The following is a 17,408-nucleotide window of genomic DNA, read 5'->3' as shown; positions in this document are numbered from 1 at the left end:
GAAGACCAAGCCGATGATCCTTTGTGCGGGCGAAGCCCTGATCGACATGCTGCCCCGCGAAACCTCCGATGGACCGGGGTTCTACCCTGCGACCGGGGGCGCGGTCTTCAATACCGCGATCGCATTGGGTCGTCTTGGCGCGCCGGTCGCCCTGCACACCGGCCTGTCGTCGGACCTGTTCGGCGTGCGTCTGTCTGACGCGCTGTCGGCGTCCAACGTCCAAAACCGCGCCGCGATCAGCGACCGGCCCACGACACTGGCTTTCGTGACGCTGACCGATGGCCACGCCGAATACGCGTTCTATGACGAAGGCACTGCGGGCCGCATGCTATCGCCCGAGAATGCGCCGGACATGGGCGGCATCACCGCGCTGTTCATCGGCGGCATCAGCCTTGCGGTGGAACCCTGCGCGCGGGCGTATGAAGCGTTGACCCTCACGAATGCGCATCTTCCGGTCATGATCGACCCGAACATCCGCCCCGGCTTCATCCGCGATGCCCAGGTCTTCCGCGCCCGTCTCGACCGGCTTCTGGCCGTGGCGGATGTGGTCAAGCTGTCGGATGTCGACATCGACTGGCTGGGCATGACGCCCGACGAGGTTCTGGACGCGGGGGCACGCATCCTGTGCCTGACAGAAGGCGCGGCGGGCGTGCGTGCGATCACCCGCGAGGCAGAGGTCCGTGTCCCCGCCCACAGGGTGGAGGTCGTCGATACCGTCGGTGCGGGTGATACGTTCAATGCGGGCTTCCTCGCCGGGCTGCATCGTGCGGGTGTTTTGGGCAAGCAGGCCCCGTCGGACGGCGACCTGCGCGCCGCGCTGGAACTGGGCGTCGCCGCCGCCGCGATTACCGTGTCTCGGGCCGGGGCCAACCCGCCCTGGGCATCGGAATTGTGAAGCCGCCCCGATGAAAGCAATCGTCCAGCGTGTCACCGAAGCCCGCGTCGACATTGCAGGTGACACCGTTGGTCGCATCGGACCGGGCGTGTTGGTTCTGGTCTGCGCAATGCAGGGCGATGCCGAGCCAAATGCCAAGGCTCTGGCCGAGCGTGTCGCCAAACTGCGGATCTTTCGTGACGACAACGGCCGCATGAACCGCTCGCTGCTCGAAACCGGCGGCGGCGCGCTGGTTGTCAGTCAGTTCACTCTGGCCGCCGATACCTCACGCGGCAATCGCCCCGGTTTCTCCGCCGCAGCCCCGCCGGACGAAGGTGAACGGCTCTACGAGCATTTCGTTTCCGCCCTGCGCGCCACGGGCATTCATGTCGAGACCGGACGTTTCGGGGCGGATATGGCGGTGCATCTGGTCAATGACGGTCCCGTTACCGTTCCGATGGAACGCTAGGATGCCCGGCGCCGCCACGCCCTGAATTTCGAAGCGATCGGAGGCGCAGGCGGTCAAACACAGAACTGACGCGGCATCACCGGCATTCTGTGGCGCGTGTAATCGCATATCGTATGGGAAGCTTCTCGTCAGCCCGTCGCAGACGCAACTCCATGCTCCAGCATTTCGAAGGCGTCGTTGAAAAACGACTCGGCCCCGAAGTTTCCGGACTTCAGTGCCAGTGCCAGTCCATTGCCGGTAAAGCACCAGGGCACGCCCGGCGCGACCTCAGGCCCGATGGTCAGGCGGTCGACATTCAGCGCGCGCGTCACCGCACCGCTTGTTTCGCCGCCTGCGACCACGATCCGGGACACGCCCATATTGCGGGCGTCGATAGCCAGTTGCGCCAGTGCGTCCTCGACCAAGGCCCCCGCCCTCGCCACGCCCAGCCGGTCTTGCGCCGCCGCCACGGATTTTGGCTCGGCCGTGGCGAAGACGATCTTGGGCGCATTCGGGTCCTGCATCTTGAGCCAGGCACGTGCATCGGCCAGATTGCCCTGGGCCAATTCTAGCGGGTCCAGACGATACCCGGCCGCGCCCTTCAGATAAACGCCGACCTGCGCCCGCGTCATCGCCGAACATGACCCCGACAGCACGATCTGCCCACCTGTCACTTTGGGCAATGGCGCGGTCGCCGTCTGTCCAATGGTTCCGGTGTTTCGCCACAGGGCTGGCAGCGGCTGCGCGATGGCAGATCCACCGCAGATCAACGGAATATCGTGAAGCGCCTCGGCCAGAGTGGCCAAATCGCAATCCTCCACCGCATCCAGAACGACATGGCCGGACAGCGTCGCCATGGCATCGCGAACGGCTTCGGCGCCCCGGCGGACGGTCGGAAAGGTCACCAGTCCGGTTTGGCGCTTTATCTGCGGCGCAAGCAGACGCATCAGATTTGAGTCGCGCATCGGAGTCAGCGGATGATCCTTCATCGGGCTTTCGCTCAACGGCATGTCATTCACGAACAGATTGCCCATGAATACCCGCCTCCCGTTTTCCGGAAAGGCAGGACAGTGCACCGTCCGGTCGATTTTCAAATCCGACATCAGCGCATCGGCAACCGGACCGATGTTGCCGCGTGGCGTGCTGTCGAAGGTCGAACAGTACTTCCAGAAAATGCGCTTCGCCCCCCGCGCCCGCAGCCAGCGCAGTGCGGCGCGCGCCTCGGCCACGGCATCCTCGGGCGGCACGGTGCGAATCTTGAGGGCGATGACTTCGAATGCGGTCGCGGTCTCGTTTGCCACGGGACCCTCCGGCAAGCCGATCCGCAGGGTGACCGGAACACCGGCACGCGACAGCATCGCGGCCAGATCGGTGGCCCCGGTGAAATCGTCCGCAATTGCGCCGAAAAACGTGTTGCTCATGATCGGATCGCCCCCTGCGTGCACAGTGCCCCGCAGGGACAAGGTATTGAAAGGACGGGGCAGGACCGCCCGGTATTTTTGCCCGGCATGTGATGCAGGAAGGTCGCGCCCGTTCGTCGCGACACACCCTGCGGTCGCGGCCCAAGTCCCCGATGGACGGCGCATCGGGACAAGCGTAGCGTCGCCGCGACACGCACGAGGTTTATCATGTCCGATACCACACGCCCCAATTCCTGGGACGCCCGCGCCAAGCAGAACAGCTTCTTCGGGTTTACCGACCTGCCGTCCATCGAAGCGCGCGGCACAACCGTTCTGACCCATGGCGAAGGGCCGTATGTCTTCGATACCCAAGGCCGGCGATATCTGGATGCGAATTCCGGTCTGTGGAACATGATCGCGGGCTTCGACGACCCCGGATTGATCAAGGCCGCGCAGGACCAGTACGCCCGGTTTCCCGGATACCATGCATTTTTCGGACGGATGTCCGATCAGGCGGTGATGCTTTCGGAAACGCTGGTCGAGGTTTCACCCTTCGAGAGCGGCAAGGTATTCTATACCAATTCCGGGTCCGAGGCGAACGATACCATGGTCAAGATGCTGTGGTTCATGCATGCCAGCGAAGGCCGCCCGAACGCGCGCAAGATCATCACCCGCGTCAACGCCTATCACGGCGTAACGGCGGTCAGCGCGTCGATGACCGGCAAGCCCTATAACTCCGTTTTCGGCCTGCCCCTGCCCGGCTTCCTGCACCTGACCTGCCCGCACTACTGGCGCGAAGGTCAGCCGGGTGAGAGCGAGGCCGACTTCCTCGCCCGGCTGGTGGCCGAACTGGAAGAACTGATCGCGAACGAAGGGGCCGATACCATCGCCGGGTTCTTTGCCGAACCCGTGCAGGGTGCAGGCGGCGTAATCCCCCCGGTGGAGGGCTATTTCGACGCGATCCTGCCGGTTCTGCGGGCGCACAATATCCCCATCATCGCGGACGAGGTCATCACTGGATTCGGGCGCACCGGGTCGGTCTGGGGCTGCGAAAGTTACGGCTTCGTGCCCGATGCTATCATATCCTCCAAGGCGCTGACGGCAGGTTATTTTCCGATGGGGGCGGTGATCCTCGGCCCTGACCTGTCCGACCGTCTGCAACGCGCGACCGACATCATTGAGGAGTTTCCGCACGGCTTCACCGCATCGGGCCATCCGGTCGGCTGCGCCATTGCGCTGGCGTCCATCGACCTCGTGCTGAACGGCGGGCTACTCGAAAACGTCCATCGCCTGATCCCCCGGTTCGAGACCGGGTTGGCCAGGCTGGCGCAACACGATCACATCGGCGAATGGCGGGGTCGCGGGATGATGGGCGCACTGGAAGCGGTGCGCGACAAGTCCAGCAAGACGCCGTTTGAATCGGAACTGTCGGTGTCGGAACGCATCGCCAATACCTGCGGCGATCACGGCCTGTTGTGCCGTCCACTGGGTCAATCCATCGTGCTGTGCCCGCCCTTCATCATGACCGACGCGCAGATGGACGAAATGTTCGACAAGCTCTCTGCCGCGCTGGATCAGGTGTTCGCCGACGTGGCGTGATCGCCGTTGCCCTTGTGGCAGCGGCCCCCTACCGTTGCGGAACGTCATAATTTTCGGAGGGATTTCATGAAACGCATTCTCGCAGGCATCACCCTTCTGATTGCCCTCTCCGGACCCGCGCTGGCCCAGTCGCCGATCTGCGGCGGGATATCACTGGTGGGCGAATGGGTCGGCGGGGAGGAAGCCGCGTCTGACCTGACCATCGCGGACGACATTTTCGATACCGAAGGTCAGGTGCCCATCGCGGGCCATCTGGTGCGGATGTTCACCCTCTCGCAGGACACCGACGTGCGGATCGATGTCAGCGCCATCCCGGCAGGCGATCCCTATATCTCGGTCTATGATGCCGCCGGGGTCGAAGTCGCCGCCGACGACGATTCCGCCGGCGATTTCGGCGCATCGGTGCAGACAACACTTGCCGAGGGCACCTATTGCCTTGCCGCGCGCAGCTATGAATCGGGCGTCACGGATGTTTCGGTCAAACTGGGCCGCGGCGATCAGGACTTTGGCACGCCCGCCATTCCCTCAGCCGCTGCGCCGATCGATTCCGGCGGCACCGGTGCGGGGTGCTTCGAACCCGACACTGCATCGTTGGGCACTGATCTCGACATCCCAGGCCTGACGGAAGGCCTGTCCGCATCGAACACGGCAGGGTCCACGCCCGCCTATGGCTTCACCTTGGCTGAGGCGACGCCGATATCTGTCACCGCAAGCAGCGAATACGGCGACCCCCTGATCCGCCTGCTTGATGCCCGGCACAACGTCCTGGCCGAGAACGACGATTTCGATGGACTGAACTCCCGAATCGACCTGACCCAGAGGCTGGAGCCTGGTGACTATTGCATCGAAATCGAGGATCTGAACGGCAACGAAAACCCGATCACCGTCGGGCTGGAAACCTTTGATCCCGCCGCCGATCGCCTGCGCCGTCTGAACGCCGCCGAATTCGCACCGACGGCGGGTGACAGCGTGACGATCACAGATCTGGGCACGCTCGACACAGCTATCCTGCAAGAGATCCAGACTTCGTCTGACGCGACGTGGTACCGGCTCGAGCTGCCTGCAGGCGGCCTTCTGCTGACCGAAGTCATCGGCAACGGCCTCGACCCCGAAGTCGTTCTGTTCGACCGTGTCGGGCGGCGCATCGGAGAAAACGACGACGGGCCGGACGGTCTGGACAGCTTCCTCGTCTCGCGGCTTTTGCCCGGCAGCTATACCGTGGCGATCCGACTGGTCGGCGACGGCGAGACCGGCCCAGTGCGGTTGCTGATGGAACGCTACGTCCTGGCGCAATAAAGCCTGCTGTCAGGCATGAACAAGGGGGCGCCAGCCCCCTTCCGATACTGTCATGTATCCGGTTACTTGTTCATCTTGGCCAGCGTCGCCTGCATGTCAGCCAACTGCTTTCGGATGGCGTCCAGCTCTTCCTTGGATTGACTTTCCGCATCCGCATCGGGGGCAGCGGCTGCCTGATCGGTCGGGCCTTCGCCTTCAGCCCAGCGTCCGGTCATCGCCTTGAAGAAGGCGGCCTGCTGTTCCTGCATGGCCTTGAAGCCCGGCATCTGTGCCATCGGATTGATCGTGGTCATATTCTCGATCAGCTTGGACTGACCGGACCGCAACATCTCGAAACTGGAAGCCAGAAACTCGGGAACAACGCTTTGGGCGGTGCCGGTATAACTGCGCACGAGATCGGTCAGAACGCCCAGTGGCAATACCGATTCGCCCTTGCTCTCATGTTCCGCAATGATCTGGAGCAGATAGGATCGCGTTAGTTCTGCGCCCGATTTCAGGTCAACGATCTTGACCTCGCGCCCCGCCCGGATGAACCCGGCGATGTCTTCAAGCGTCACATAGTCGCTGGTCTCGGTGTTATACAGCCGACGGCTGGCGTAGCGCTTGATCAGCAGCGGCTTCGATTCGTCCGCCATGTCCGACCCCCCATTGTTGCAGTGCAGAACAGCCTACGCCGCACCACGCCGAAAGGGCAAACAAAAAGGGGGAAGCCCTATGGCTCCCCCCCAATATCGTCCAGTTTCCCGGTCGATCGACCTCTTACTTCGAGGTGGCTTTCTTCGTGGCAGTCGTCACGTCGGCCGAGGCCTTCTTGACGGCGGCGGTCGCGTCTTCCTGGGCTTCCTTACCGGCGGCCATCATCAGTTCGACGGTTTCCATCTGAACCTTCTTGGCGATCTCGGCGAAGGCAGCCATGTTCTCGGCAGCGACTTCAGCAGAGGCAGAAGCGAAGTCGGTGACCGACTTGGCGTAATCGGCAGGCTCGTCCTTGATCGAAGCGACGGGCGCCATCTTGTTCAGGGTCTCGCGGGTCCACTTGTGGCTGATCTCGGCGGACTGCTCGGCAGCCTGAAGTGCAACCTTGGACATTTTCTCGGCGAAAGCGGCCTGGGTCTTGAAGGCTTCGCTCATGGCCGAAGTGTCAACGGGGAACGACCCCATCATGTCAGTCATGTACTTGGTGAAATCTTGCGTCTTGGTCATGATATAATCCTCATCCCTATGTCGAGAGGTCTGCCCGACCATCGGGCCGGTTCCTCATCGGCTGAGAGACAGATAGATGCTGCAGTGCGGCATTGCAAGTTTTTTTCTGCACCGCAGCATGATTTTTTCACGCCTGCGCCAATTTCCGCTGATTAAGCAGATTTGCGTTCGGGCAGAACGTATTTTCCGGGGGCCGCGTCCAGCACCGGGTGATCCTCGCCACCGGGGGCACGGGCCGCGATCTTCTTACCGGACCTGCCCCGCAGCCACTTCTCCCAGCGCGGCCACCAGCTGCCTTCGTGGAAGGTCGCGCCCTCTAGCCATTCGTCGGGGGTGTCGGCCGCAACTTCGTTCACGTAATGGCCATATTTGTTGCGCGCAGGCGGGTTCACGATGCCTGCGATATGCCCCGATTGCGACAGGATGAATGTCTTGTCCTTGGACCCGAACTGCGCCGCCGTCTGCCAGGCACCACGCCAATGCGCGATGTGATCCGTTTCGCAGGCGATGTCGCACAGCGGCACCGATACGTCGCCCAGCGTCAGGCCGGACTGGCCCAGCAGGTCGAAGCCCGTGCTGGCCAGTTCGTTCCGCACGCAGAGCTTGCGCAGATATTCCGTCACGAAAGGGCCCGGAAGGTTGGTGCCGTCGCCGTTCCAGTACAGCAGATCAAAGGCCGGCGGCGCCTCGCCCAGCATGTAGCTCTTGATAGCGGGGCCATAGACCAGATCGCGCGACCGCAGATAACTGAACGTCCGCCCCATGAAAAACTTGTCGAGATAGCCCTTGGCCCTGGACTCCCGCTCGATCCCGTCGATGAAATCGGAATCCAGAAAGACGCCCATCTCGCCCGGATCGGAAAAGTCGGCCAGCGTCGTCAGGAAAGTCGCGGACTTGATGGAGGTATCGCCGCGCCGCGACATCAGCGCCAGCGTGGCTGCTAGCGTAGTGCCCGCGATGCAATACCCGATGGCGTTGACTGCTGCTTCACCCGTGATCTCTTTTGCGACGTCGACGGCCGTGAGGAACCCCTCATCGACATATGTATCGAAACCGACGTCCGAATAACTCTCGTCCGGATTCACCCAGCTGACCACGAACAGCGTATACCCCTGATCCACGATCCATTTGATCAGCGAATTCGCCGGTTTCAGGTCAAGGATGTAGAATTTATTGATCCACGGCGGAAACAGGACAATCGGCGTCTTGTGCACCGTCTCGGTGGTCGGTGCATATTGGATCAGCTCGAACATCCGGTTGCGGAAGACGACGCTGCCCTCGCTGGTGGCGATGTTGGCCCCGACCTGAAACGCTTCCGGGTCCGACAGGGTGACCAGCCAGTCGCCCTCGTTCGCTTCGATGTCCCGGACCAGGTTCTCCAGTCCCTTCACTAGTGAATCGCCCTCGGTATCGACGGCCTTCTGCATGGCTTCGGGGTTCGTCGCCAGAAAGTTGGTGGGCGCGAACAGGTCGACAATTTGCTGGCTGAAGAACTCCACCCGTTGCTTGTCGGCCCGGTCCAGCCCTTCCAGATCGTGAACCGTGTCCTTTATGGCGGCGGCGCTGATCTGATACTGCTGCTTGACGAAATTGAAGTACGGATGCTCGGACCACATCCTGTTGGCGAACCGGCGGTCCTCGGGCTGGCCATCGGGCGCGGGCACGGGCTTGCCCGACGTCAGCGCTGTTTGTGCTTCGAACGCATGGCGCAATGCCTGCCCCCAATAGCCGACCTGCCGTTCGATCAGCTTGCCGGGATTCGACGCCATTTCGGCCCAGTAGGCCGCCATCGCCTTGGCATAAAGCTCGGGCCCCGGACCCTGCAGACCCTGGTCCGATTTGCGCTTGGCCGCGAGCGCGCCGACCAGCCTTTTGGTCAATTCATCAATTCGTTCCAGATTCGCGTTCAGCCGCGACAGGGCTTCAGTCTGTGCGTCCGCACCCGTGTCGGTCTCGTCACGTCCGTGCGCATTCGCGCGATCGCCATCCGACATTGCTTGCCTTCCCGTCGCCATGCTGCAACTGCTAAGTAATATATGGGTTCACTATACCTGAAAAACCCAAGTTCTAAAGCGAATGGCACGGCCTGTCCCGGCCCGCCAGACAGGAGTTCCACGAATGCGCTACATGGCTGCCTACGACATGATGGAAACGCTCCGAAACACGAATGCCTGGCTGGGTGCGACGGCCCGGACCATGGGCAGCTATCCTGCGACCGCGCTTATGCCGCTTCCGATGTTCAAGATGCTCGCCGCCTGGGGCGAAGTGACCGAGCGCAGCTTCGGACGCATGAATGTAAAACCCGACTGGAACCTTGCCGCCATTCCGGGTGACGACCAACTCGACCACCCGGTCGAAGTGGAAACAACGGTCAAGGGCGATTTCGGCGATCTGATCCATTTCAAGGTTCAGGGTCGCGATGCGATGCAGCGCAGAATTCTGCTTGTGGCACCGATGTCCGGCCACTACGCCACGCTGCTGCGCTCGACCGTCACGTCTTTGCTGCCTGACGCCGACGTCTGGATCACCGACTGGCACAATGCCCGCGACATCCCTGTCAGCGCCGGCAAGTTCGACGTCGAGGATTATACTCTCTACCTCGTGGATTTCATGAAGGCGCTCGGCCCGGATATCAACGTTATCGCCGTTTGCCAGCCCGCCCCCCTGACGCTGGCCGCGACCGCGCTGCTGGCAGAACAGGACCCGGATGCCCAGCCCCGCACCCTGACACTGATCGGCGGGCCGATCGACCCGGACGCCGCCGCCACCGACGTCACCGACTTCGGCCGCCGCGTGACGATGGGCCAGTTGGAACATAGCATGATTCAACGCGTCGGCTTCCTGTATGCGGGCGTCGGTCGCAAGGTCTATCCGGGTCTGCTGCAACTTTCGTCCTTCATCTCGATGAACGCCGAAAAGCACGGGCAGGCGATGCGCGATCAGATCATCGCCGTCGCGAACGGCACGGCGTCGGACCACGACAAGCACAACAAGTTCTATGACGAATATCTCTCGGTCATGGACATGACCGCCGAATTCTATCTCTCCACGGTCGAACGTATCTTCAAGGGACTGGAGATCGCGCAGAACCGCTTTGTCGTCGACGGCCATCAGGTCGACATCGGCAAGATTACCTCGGTCGCGGTCAAGACGGTCGAAGGCGGCAAGGACGACATCTCGGCTCCGGGCCAATGCGTCGCTGCGCTCGATATGCTGACCGGCCTGCCGGACGACAAGAAGGCCAGCTACATCGAACCTGACGCCGGGCATTACGGCATCTTCGCGGGGGGCAGCTGGCGGCGAAACATCCGGCCCCTGGTCCTGGACTTCATCGACGCCAACTCGGGCATCAGCAAACCTGTCCGTCGCAAGCCGAAGCTCAAGGCCGTCCAGGCGATCAAAGACGACATGCCCGAAACGCTCGACACCAACGGAACAATCGCCATCTGATGGCGACGGGGGGCAAAACCCTCGGTTTCGCGTGCATATGCGGACAACTCCGGGGCGAATTGTACGACATATCTCCCGCCGCCTACACGCGTATCCTCTGCCACTGCGCCGATTGCCGCTCGGCCTATACGCACCTTGGACTGGCCGACCCGGAAAAGGTCGACATCCTGCAAACCACGCAGGATCGCGTGCGCATTCAGCAGGGCGGCGAAAATCTCCGCGTCTTCCGCCACACTCCAAGGGGCGCGTTGCGCTGGTATGCGACCTGCTGCGGCACTCCGTTGTTCCACACGCCGCTCAGGCAGCGGCTGGTGCATGTCGGCATGAACGCCGACCGGCTGGACCAGCCCGATGACGTCGGCAGGATCATGGCCGAGGCCTTCATTCCCGGCCCCGGTGGAAAACAGACCCACAAGGGCATGGTCCGCATGGTCAGTCGCATGGTGTCGCGCATGGCGGCCAAGAACCTTTCGGGTGAATGGCGCGGGACGCCGTTTTTCGGAGACGACGGCGCGCCGGCCCGTGAGCCGAAGCTCCTGACCCGAGAAGAACGCGCCGCGGCGCTGATGGCGGTCAGGAAGTAGCCGGACATACTACTCGGCAACGAGCGGACTTACGCACTCCAGAATGCCACTCTTCTCCGGGGGACTCAGATCGTAACTGCCGATATCCTTCCACAGTGCCGCACAACCGATAACGTCACGATCTTCGACGAAGTGGCGGGATTGACGATCTACTGGATCAAACTTGTCATCGAGGCGATCCCACCGGAGCGATATTGGGCAACGTTCTCGGACAAGTTCCTTGATCGCATGCGCGAGGAAGGGATCACCGTCCCTGCCCCCCGGACCCCGGCGGAAAAGAAGATGGCCCAAAAGATCGAAGCGAAAAAGAACGCGCCTGCGGAAACGCCGCCTGAAACAGAATGATCTGTTCCCATCAATCCGGAAAACACCCCGGCCAAATGACCGGGGTGTTCAATACCTGACAGAAAGAACTGTAATACGCAGGTAATACGCTCTGCCATACAGTCGTAATACATCCGATTTTACACGGATCAGTGACCCAGGATCTGGCTCAGGAACAGCTTGGTGCGCTCGTTCTGCGGGTTCAGGAAGAAGCTCTCCGGCTCGTTCTGCTCCACGATCTGACCGGCATCCATGAAGATAACGCGGTTCGCGACCTGCCGGGCAAAGCCCATTTCGTGTGTCACGCACAGCATCGTCATCCCCTCCTCGGCAAGCTGGATCATCGTGTCCAGAACTTCCTTGATCATCTCGGGGTCCAGCGCCGATGTCGGCTCATCGAACAGCATGATGCGGGGCTTCATGCACAGGCTCCGGGCGATCGCGACACGCTGCTGCTGACCGCCCGACAACTGACCGGGATACTTGTTGGCCTGATCGGGAATCTTCACCTTTTCGAGGAAATACATCGCCGTCTCTTCGGCTTCCTTCTTGGGAGTCTTGCGAACCCAGATCGGCGCGAGCGTGCAGTTTTCCAGGATCGTCAGATGCGGAAACAGATTGAAGTGCTGGAAGCACATGCCGACCTCGGACCGGATCTTGTCGATATTCTTCAGGTCCGACGACAGCGGCGTGCCATCGACGATGATGCTGCCCTGCTGATGTTCCTCCAGGGCATTGATGCACCGGATCAGCGTCGACTTTCCCGAACCGGACGGTCCGCAGATCACGATCCGTTCGCCGCGCTGCACGGTCAGGTCAATATCGCGCAGCACGTGGAAACTGCCGTACCACTTGTTCATGTTCTTGATTTCAATGGCCACCTCGTCGGAGACGGTCATGGCGCTCGGGTTGGTATCTGTCATAGCCATGTCGGAAATCCTCAGTGATGATCGGTCCGCAGCTGGCGCTCGAGCCACTGCGAATATTGCGAAATGCCGTAGCAGACGGTGAAGAACAGGATACAGGCCGCGGCCCACAGTTCCCAATAGACACCGGCCCAGTCGGTCGATGACAGGATCGGTCCGCGGATCATGCCGACCAGGTCGAACATCGAAATGACCGAGACGAGTGTCGTGTCCTTGAACAGGCCGACCGCGACATTGACGATGCCCGGAATGGAGATCTTCATCGCCTGTGGCAGGATGATCAGCCGCATCGACTGAGCATAGTCCAGCCCCAGACTGTCGCCAGCCTCGTATTGTCCCTTGGGCAAGGCGGCCAGGCCGCCCCGGATCACTTCGGCGATATAGGCCGATGAGAACATCGTGATCATGATGATCACCCGCAGGATCAGGTCGAAGTTCGCATTGGGTGGCAGGAAGTATGCCAGCACGACGTTCGCCACGAACAACAGCGTGATCAGTGGCACACCGCGCACGAACTCGATGAAGACAACGCAGAAGCCTTTGACGATCGGCAGACGCGATTGCCGCCCGAGAGCCAGCAGAATGCCGAATGGGATCGAGAGCGACACGCAGACGATGCCCAGTATCAGGTTGAGCATGAAGCCCCCCATCGCCCGGCTTTCCACTGCTTCCAGACGACCGAACCGCGAAAATTCGCCAGCCACCAGGCCTCCGACCCAGATGATCGCGGCGGCCACGACGATGCCGGCCAGCAACCCTGTCACGAAGCCACGCTTTTCGATTTTGGCAAATGTGAAATAGCCGAACAGCACCGCGAGCGCGATGAAGATCGGTGTCAGGATCGTACCGCCCCAGATCAGCCAATAGGCCAGGAATGGATAGACCGCTGACAATGCCAGCGTCCAGCGCGGCAGGAACATGATGAACAGCATCGGCGGCACGGCCAGGAACAACAGGACGAACGCCAGCGATGGGCGCCACCGCAGATAGTCGGGGTATTGGAACCCGAACAGCAATTGCGGCCAACGTTCGGCAACGACAGCAAAGCACCCCCCGCCCGACCCTTGCAGGATCTCGCGGCATTCCCGGATATCGTTGCCCGTCCATGTGCCATTCACGACCCATGGGATCAGGCCTGACAGCAGCCAGAAGGCGATCAGCAACCCCAGAATTGTCAGAATCGAGTTCATCGGCCCCGAGAACAGGTTTTCGCGCACCCATTTGATAGCCCCCGTTTCGCGCGCGGGTGGCGGGGACGGCGGGATTTCAGTGTCGCGCACGAAGGCAACGGATTGGGCGTGGGTATCGCTCATGTCATCGCTCCTTCAGTTTGACGGAATTGTTGTAGACGTTCATCACTGCCGAAATAATCAGGCTGAAGCTGAGGTAGAAAGCCATCAGCAGCAGGATGCTTTCCAGCGCCCGTCCGGTCTGGTTCAGCGTGATGCCGCCCAATGTGCCGGTAAGATCCATATAGCCGACCGCAATCGCCAGCGACGTGTTCTTGGTGATGTTCAGATACTGCGAGATCAGCGGCGGGATGATGACGCGCAGCGCCTGCGGCAAAACGACCAGTGACATGATGCGGCCGGGTCGCAGCCCCAGTGCCGCGGCGGCTTCCGTCTGGCCGCTGGAGATGGCGAGGATGCCCGCGCGGACGTTCTCGGCGATGAATGCGCCGGTATAGATCGACAGGGCGAACCACAGTGCGATCAGCGATGGGCGCAGCAGGAAGCCCCCTTCAAAGCGGAAGCGCCCCATGACCGGGTTTTCCACCGAGATGGGCTGCCCCAGCAGGAAATAGGCCAGCGCCACCGGCACGAGCAGCAATGCGATGGACGGCCATAGGATCTTGACCAACTTGCCTTCGTCGTACAGCTTTTTCCGGGCATAACCACGCAGCGCGAAAATTCCCAGGATCGATGCGGCAAGCACGGCAAAGACAATCCAGCCCCCTGCGCCATCGAAGACGAGACTGGGTATGAAAACGCCTTGGTTGGTAAAGGCGAACATTCCCAGAAGCGGCGTATTGGTGGGGTTGTCACCACGGTAATCCTGAATCGCGGGGAAAGTGTTCGCCGCGACGGTAAAGATGATGATGATCCAGATCAGCACCGGGATGTTCCGGAACATCTCGACGTATATCGCCATCAGTTTGGAGATGATCCAGTTGTTCGACAGGCGAAGAACGCCCGCGATAACACCGAATATAGTCGCCGTGATACAGGCAAGTACGGCCACGATCAGAGTATTGATGCCCCCGACCAGTGCAGCGCGCAGGTGCGTGCTCTGACTGGTGTATTCGATCGGCTTCTGATTGATGTCATATCCGGCCGGGTCCGCCAGGAAGCCGAAGTCGATGCCGACCTGTTGCAGCACCGGGTTGTTCATCGCGTTGTTGATCAGCCAGCCGAAGAACAGGAACAGAAGAACGATGGCGATAAACTGGAACGTGTAGGACCGGTATCGCGTGTCATTGATCAGCTGCCCAAAGCGGAAGCCGTCCGCCTTGGGCGGGTCCGTCATCGTGGTCATTAGCTTTCCCCGTGTCCCGTAGGGTATCAGGACAGGGCGATTTCGCCTTCTTGCCCCGGACCGGACCCAAAAAGGCCGCTCCTTACCCGTGAGATTATTGTTGTTGATGGAAGAAGGGCGCGGATCGCTCCGCGCCCTTCCCCGATGTTTTTAGCGGAAGGGCGGCGAATAAATCAGGCCGCCGTCCTTGTACTGCGCGTTCAGGCCGCGCTGCAGGCCGATCGGCGTAGACTCACCGATGTTCTCATCGAACACTTCGCCGTAGTTGCCGACGGCCGCGATCGCGTCCTTCGCCCAGGAGCTGCTCAGACCGATCATTGCGCCCAGTTCACCTTCGGTGCCTAGCATACGGTTGATTTCCGGGTTGTCGCCAGGGGCCGAGGCCATCTGCTCGACGTTCTCCTTGGTGACGCCCAGCTCTTCGGCCGAAATCAGCGCGTTCAGCGTCCAGCGGACGATGTCCGCCCACTCGCTGTCGCCGTGACGCACGAGAGGGCCGAGCGGCTCTTTCGAAACGATCTCGGGCAGCACGACATAATCGTCCGGATTCGCGAAACCGGCACGCTGGGCGGCAAGCGCCGAGGCGTCGGTCGTATAGACGTCGCAGGCACCGGCCAGGAACTGCTGGACGGCTTCTGCCCCGGTTTCGATCGGAACAGGCTCATAGGACATGCCATTAACCCGGAAATAGTCGGCCAGGTTCAATTCGGTCGTGGTGCCGGTCTGAATGCAGACGGTCGCGCCGTCCAGTTCTTTGGCCGACGCCACACCCAATGCGGTCGGAACCATGAAACCCTGACCGTCGTAGTAGTTCACACCGACGAAGTCGAACTTCAGGTCAGTATCGCGCGAGAAGGTCCAGGTCGTGTTCCGGGCCAGCACGTCGATTTCGCCCGAGGCCAGCGCGGTGAAGCGCGTCTTGCCGGTCGTGGGCACGAAGGTAACGGCCTCGGCGTCGCCCAGGACGGCGGCAGCGACGGCGCGGCAGACGGCCACATCGAAACCTTGCCACACACCATTGGCATCCGGCTCGGCAAAGCCGGGAACGCCGGTGGTGACGCCGCAGTTCAGCGTACCGCGAGCCTTGACGTCATCCAGCGTTGCAGCCGAAGCGCCGGCTGCGGCCAGACCGGCGACAGCCAGCGTGCCGAGAATTACGGAATTCTTCATGAGTTAAACCTCTTCCTGATGAACCGAGCGGCCTAAAACCCGCCCGGCACCGCACCGTTTCATCGGCGCGGCTGGTTTTGATGTGAGGATGTTCACCCTCCCCACTAGCGCAATTGAGACTAGATGAAGGGTCAAACGTCAAGGGAGGATGCCGCGAAAGGATGCATTTGCTCAAGGAATGAACGTTTCCCTAAGGTCAACGCCCGATGACACGCCAACAAGAGTTTAACCGGCCCGAAGAAGCCCGAGGTATTCACCGGCTTGCAGGAACGCCGCACGTTTGAGGGCGATACGGGTCGCCTCTTCTTCGTCCACACCCCATTGCTCGGCTTGCCAGTCCTCGTCGACGCGACTGCGTGGCCAGATATCGTCCGCTGTGTGTCCGTCCATCGCGGCAAGTCCGAGAATCAGGCTGCCGGTCAGGGTCACGAATTCCGACAGGGCCGTCAGCTCCCAAGGGGTGAGCGCCGCGACGTGCGCCCGCAATGCCTCGGTCGCATTGGCGGGCTGATCGACCGGGATAACGCCTTGTGTTACGATCAACCTGGCACCGAAGCGTTCGTCAGCCCAGTCCAGCATCGGGTCCCAAGCCGCCGCTTGCCGTGCCACCAGCGACTCGGGTCCGGCGGCACGGTAGCACAACAAGTCCGATCCGCCGTAATCGCCAAGGTTCTGCGCCACTTCGGCCTGCTGCGGCACGACCTTGTCCAGCGTTGCGTTCACTGCGCGCATCAATGGCATCGACAAAGGGTCGATGACATCGCCCTGCGCCTGCCATTCCTGTGCGACACCCTGCGCCAGCGCGCGGGTCGGCATCGTGATCTGCGTCTTGAGCGGGGTCCGCACCGGACGACCGTCGAGCCGGACAGTGAACCCACCGTCCAGGACCTCGACCTCGGCAGTTTTCCAGAATCGTTTCGCCTTCCATTCGCTCATCTGTTCGACTCCAGCAACAGGGTCCCGAGTGTCTCGAAATCGTCCACGACAGTCTCTGCCCCGGCCGATAGCAGACGCTCCGGTCGGTGGTACCCCCATGCGACACCGATCGCCCGAACGCCGCAGGCCGCAGCCATTTCCATGTCGAACGATGTATCGCCGACCAGAACGGCCTGGGTCCGGTCGGTGCCGGTTGCGGCCAGGGCCTTCTCCACCATCGTCGGATCGGGCTTGGAGGGATTGTCGTCTGCGCATTGCACCGTTTGAAAATGCCCGCGCCAGTCCATCGCGTCCAGAACATAGTCCACACCGAGCCGCGACTTTCCGGTGGCGATGCCAAGCGTCATGCCAGCCCGCCTCAGCCGCAGGAGCGTTGTCTCCGTATTGGGAAATACCGGCGGTTCTTCCTTGCGGGCCAGCGCGTCGGCAAAGCGCAACCGATACCCGGCGACGATCTTCGCACAGCAATCGATCGTGATCGTGACTGTGGATTGCGCCGCCAGGTGTTCTACCATTTCGGGCAGCGACAAGCCGATAGTTTCGACGACCTGCGCCAGGCTGGGCGGTGGCAATCCCGCCGCCTCGAAAGCGGAAATCATGATGCCGCCAATCTGCGCATCGGTGTCGACAAGTGTTCCGTCCACATCGAACAGGACGAGCATG

General features: G+C 61.5%; 17 protein-coding genes. 6 read left to right on the top strand and 11 right to left on the bottom strand.

All coding sequences use genetic code 11. The annotated features are described in order from the left end of the window. The first annotated feature begins 13 nt into the window (after positions 1-13). Together AC13C2_RS03070 and dtd are read left to right on the top strand one after the other, a co-directional pair. On the top strand, positions 14-895 hold the full coding sequence (locus AC13C2_RS03070; protein ID WP_092764475.1) for a carbohydrate kinase family protein: 882 nt from the start codon (positions 14-16) through the stop codon (positions 893-895). A gap of 10 nt (positions 896-905) precedes the next feature. After that, entirely contained in the window at positions 906-1,343 is a 438-nt protein-coding gene (gene dtd, locus AC13C2_RS03065) for a D-aminoacyl-tRNA deacylase (RefSeq protein ID WP_339640492.1), read from the top strand. A 128-nt stretch (positions 1,344-1,471) separates the two neighbouring features. On the opposite strand, the gene otnK is transcribed toward dtd, so the two are convergent. Next, positions 1,472-2,743, bottom strand: coding sequence for a 3-oxo-tetronate kinase (gene otnK, locus AC13C2_RS03060; RefSeq protein WP_482885908.1), 1,272 nt, complete (start codon positions 2,741-2,743; stop codon positions 1,472-1,474). A gap of 207 nt (positions 2,744-2,950) precedes the next feature. On the opposite strand from otnK, the gene AC13C2_RS03055 reads away from it, so the two are divergent. Both AC13C2_RS03055 and AC13C2_RS03050 read left to right on the top strand, forming a co-directional pair. Further along, a complete protein-coding gene (locus tag AC13C2_RS03055; RefSeq protein ID WP_482885907.1) occupies positions 2,951-4,321 on the top strand; it encodes an aminotransferase in 1,371 nt (456 codons plus the stop codon). 66 nt (positions 4,322-4,387) lie between these two features. Beyond that, on the top strand, positions 4,388-5,617 hold the full coding sequence (locus AC13C2_RS03050) for an ABC transporter substrate-binding protein (protein ID WP_482885906.1): 1,230 nt from the start codon (positions 4,388-4,390) through the stop codon (positions 5,615-5,617). A gap of 62 nt (positions 5,618-5,679) precedes the next feature. Here AC13C2_RS03050 and phaR read toward each other — a convergent pair whose 3' ends face one another. The 3 genes from phaR to AC13C2_RS03035 form a co-directional block, all read right to left on the bottom strand. Beyond that, on the bottom strand, positions 5,680-6,252 hold the full coding sequence (gene phaR, locus AC13C2_RS03045) for a polyhydroxyalkanoate synthesis repressor PhaR (protein WP_092764463.1): 573 nt from the start codon (positions 6,250-6,252) through the stop codon (positions 5,680-5,682). A 124-nt stretch (positions 6,253-6,376) separates the two neighbouring features. Then, positions 6,377-6,820: a phasin family protein gene (locus AC13C2_RS03040; RefSeq protein ID WP_092764461.1), complete on the bottom strand. Its 444-nt coding sequence runs from the start codon at positions 6,818-6,820 to the stop codon at positions 6,377-6,379. 152 nt (positions 6,821-6,972) lie between these two features. Beyond that, positions 6,973-8,814, bottom strand: a complete 1,842-nt coding sequence (locus tag AC13C2_RS03035) for a PHA/PHB synthase family protein (RefSeq protein WP_482885905.1) — start codon at positions 8,812-8,814, stop codon at positions 6,973-6,975. A 124-nt stretch (positions 8,815-8,938) separates the two neighbouring features. On the opposite strand from AC13C2_RS03035, the gene phaZ reads away from it, so the two are divergent. Further along, on the top strand, positions 8,939-10,270 hold the full coding sequence (gene phaZ / locus AC13C2_RS03030; protein ID WP_482885904.1) for a polyhydroxyalkanoate depolymerase: 1,332 nt from the start codon (positions 8,939-8,941) through the stop codon (positions 10,268-10,270). Further along, positions 10,270-10,854, top strand: coding sequence for a DUF6151 family protein (locus tag AC13C2_RS03025; protein ID WP_482885903.1), 585 nt, complete (start codon positions 10,270-10,272; stop codon positions 10,852-10,854). The genes phaZ and AC13C2_RS03025 overlap by 1 nt, the downstream gene beginning before the upstream one ends. Positions 10,855-11,003: 149 nt before the next feature. Here AC13C2_RS03025 and AC13C2_RS03020 read toward each other — a convergent pair whose 3' ends face one another. From AC13C2_RS03020 to AC13C2_RS02990, 7 genes are all read right to left on the bottom strand, one after another. Further along, positions 11,004-11,297, bottom strand: coding sequence for a hypothetical protein (locus tag AC13C2_RS03020; protein WP_482885902.1), 294 nt, complete (start codon positions 11,295-11,297; stop codon positions 11,004-11,006). A 30-nt stretch (positions 11,298-11,327) separates the two neighbouring features. Beyond that, on the bottom strand, positions 11,328-12,077 hold the full coding sequence (locus AC13C2_RS03015; RefSeq protein WP_092764740.1) for an amino acid ABC transporter ATP-binding protein: 750 nt from the start codon (positions 12,075-12,077) through the stop codon (positions 11,328-11,330). A 41-nt stretch (positions 12,078-12,118) separates the two neighbouring features. Further along, entirely contained in the window at positions 12,119-13,417 is a 1,299-nt protein-coding gene (locus AC13C2_RS03010) for an amino acid ABC transporter permease (RefSeq protein WP_092764450.1), read from the bottom strand. A 1-nt stretch (position 13,418) separates the two neighbouring features. Next, entirely contained in the window at positions 13,419-14,639 is a 1,221-nt protein-coding gene (locus AC13C2_RS03005) for an amino acid ABC transporter permease (protein ID WP_092764448.1), read from the bottom strand. Between the two features lie 150 nt (positions 14,640-14,789). Beyond that, the gene (locus tag AC13C2_RS03000; RefSeq protein WP_092764446.1) at positions 14,790-15,809 is read right to left on the bottom strand and encodes an amino acid ABC transporter substrate-binding protein; all 1,020 of its coding nucleotides are present in this window, start codon (positions 15,807-15,809) and stop codon (positions 14,790-14,792) included. A gap of 225 nt (positions 15,810-16,034) precedes the next feature. Continuing rightward, positions 16,035-16,745 carry an ATP12 family chaperone protein gene (locus tag AC13C2_RS02995; protein ID WP_482885901.1) on the bottom strand — a complete coding sequence of 237 codons (711 nt, stop codon included), beginning with the start codon at positions 16,743-16,745 and terminating at the stop codon, positions 16,035-16,037. Continuing rightward, positions 16,742-17,407 carry an HAD-IA family hydrolase gene (locus tag AC13C2_RS02990; protein WP_175495912.1) on the bottom strand — a complete coding sequence of 222 codons (666 nt, stop codon included), beginning with the start codon at positions 17,405-17,407 and terminating at the stop codon, positions 16,742-16,744. The genes AC13C2_RS02995 and AC13C2_RS02990 overlap by 4 nt, the downstream gene beginning before the upstream one ends. Position 17,408 lies beyond the last annotated feature (1 nt).

The sequence above is a fragment of the Jannaschia sp. L-14R genome (assembly GCF_056857695.1).
Note: the sequence above shows the minus strand (reverse complement) of the source record. Positions and strands in the feature narration are given on the sequence as shown.

What these genes read in the sequence shown, in the direction of transcription:
- AC13C2_RS03070 (WP_092764475.1), top strand. Translation starts at nt 14, where the DNA reads ATGATCCTTTGTGCGGGCGAAGCCCTGATCGACATGCTGCCCCGCGAA.
- dtd (WP_339640492.1), top strand. Translation starts at nt 906, where the DNA reads ATGAAAGCAATCGTCCAGCGTGTCACCGAAGCCCGCGTCGACATTGCA.
- otnK (WP_482885908.1), bottom strand. Translation starts at nt 2,743, where the DNA reads ATGAGCAACACGTTTTTCGGCGCAATTGCGGACGATTTCACCGGGGCC.
- AC13C2_RS03055 (WP_482885907.1), top strand. Translation starts at nt 2,951, where the DNA reads ATGTCCGATACCACACGCCCCAATTCCTGGGACGCCCGCGCCAAGCAG.
- AC13C2_RS03050 (WP_482885906.1), top strand. Translation starts at nt 4,388, where the DNA reads ATGAAACGCATTCTCGCAGGCATCACCCTTCTGATTGCCCTCTCCGGA.
- phaR (WP_092764463.1), bottom strand. Translation starts at nt 6,252, where the DNA reads ATGGCGGACGAATCGAAGCCGCTGCTGATCAAGCGCTACGCCAGCCGT.
- AC13C2_RS03040 (WP_092764461.1), bottom strand. Translation starts at nt 6,820, where the DNA reads ATGACCAAGACGCAAGATTTCACCAAGTACATGACTGACATGATGGGG.
- AC13C2_RS03035 (WP_482885905.1), bottom strand. Translation starts at nt 8,814, where the DNA reads ATGTCGGATGGCGATCGCGCGAATGCGCACGGACGTGACGAGACCGAC.
- phaZ (WP_482885904.1), top strand. Translation starts at nt 8,939, where the DNA reads ATGCGCTACATGGCTGCCTACGACATGATGGAAACGCTCCGAAACACG.
- AC13C2_RS03025 (WP_482885903.1), top strand. Translation starts at nt 10,270, where the DNA reads ATGGCGACGGGGGGCAAAACCCTCGGTTTCGCGTGCATATGCGGACAA.
- AC13C2_RS03020 (WP_482885902.1), bottom strand. Translation starts at nt 11,297, where the DNA reads ATGGCAGAGCGTATTACCTGCGTATTACAGTTCTTTCTGTCAGGTATT.
- AC13C2_RS03015 (WP_092764740.1), bottom strand. Translation starts at nt 12,077, where the DNA reads ATGACCGTCTCCGACGAGGTGGCCATTGAAATCAAGAACATGAACAAG.
- AC13C2_RS03010 (WP_092764450.1), bottom strand. Translation starts at nt 13,417, where the DNA reads ATGAGCGATACCCACGCCCAATCCGTTGCCTTCGTGCGCGACACTGAA.
- AC13C2_RS03005 (WP_092764448.1), bottom strand. Translation starts at nt 14,639, where the DNA reads ATGACCACGATGACGGACCCGCCCAAGGCGGACGGCTTCCGCTTTGGG.
- AC13C2_RS03000 (WP_092764446.1), bottom strand. Translation starts at nt 15,809, where the DNA reads ATGAAGAATTCCGTAATTCTCGGCACGCTGGCTGTCGCCGGTCTGGCC.
- AC13C2_RS02995 (WP_482885901.1), bottom strand. Translation starts at nt 16,745, where the DNA reads ATGAGCGAATGGAAGGCGAAACGATTCTGGAAAACTGCCGAGGTCGAG.
- AC13C2_RS02990 (WP_175495912.1), bottom strand. Translation starts at nt 17,407, where the DNA reads ATGCTCGTCCTGTTCGATGTGGACGGAACACTTGTCGACACCGATGCG.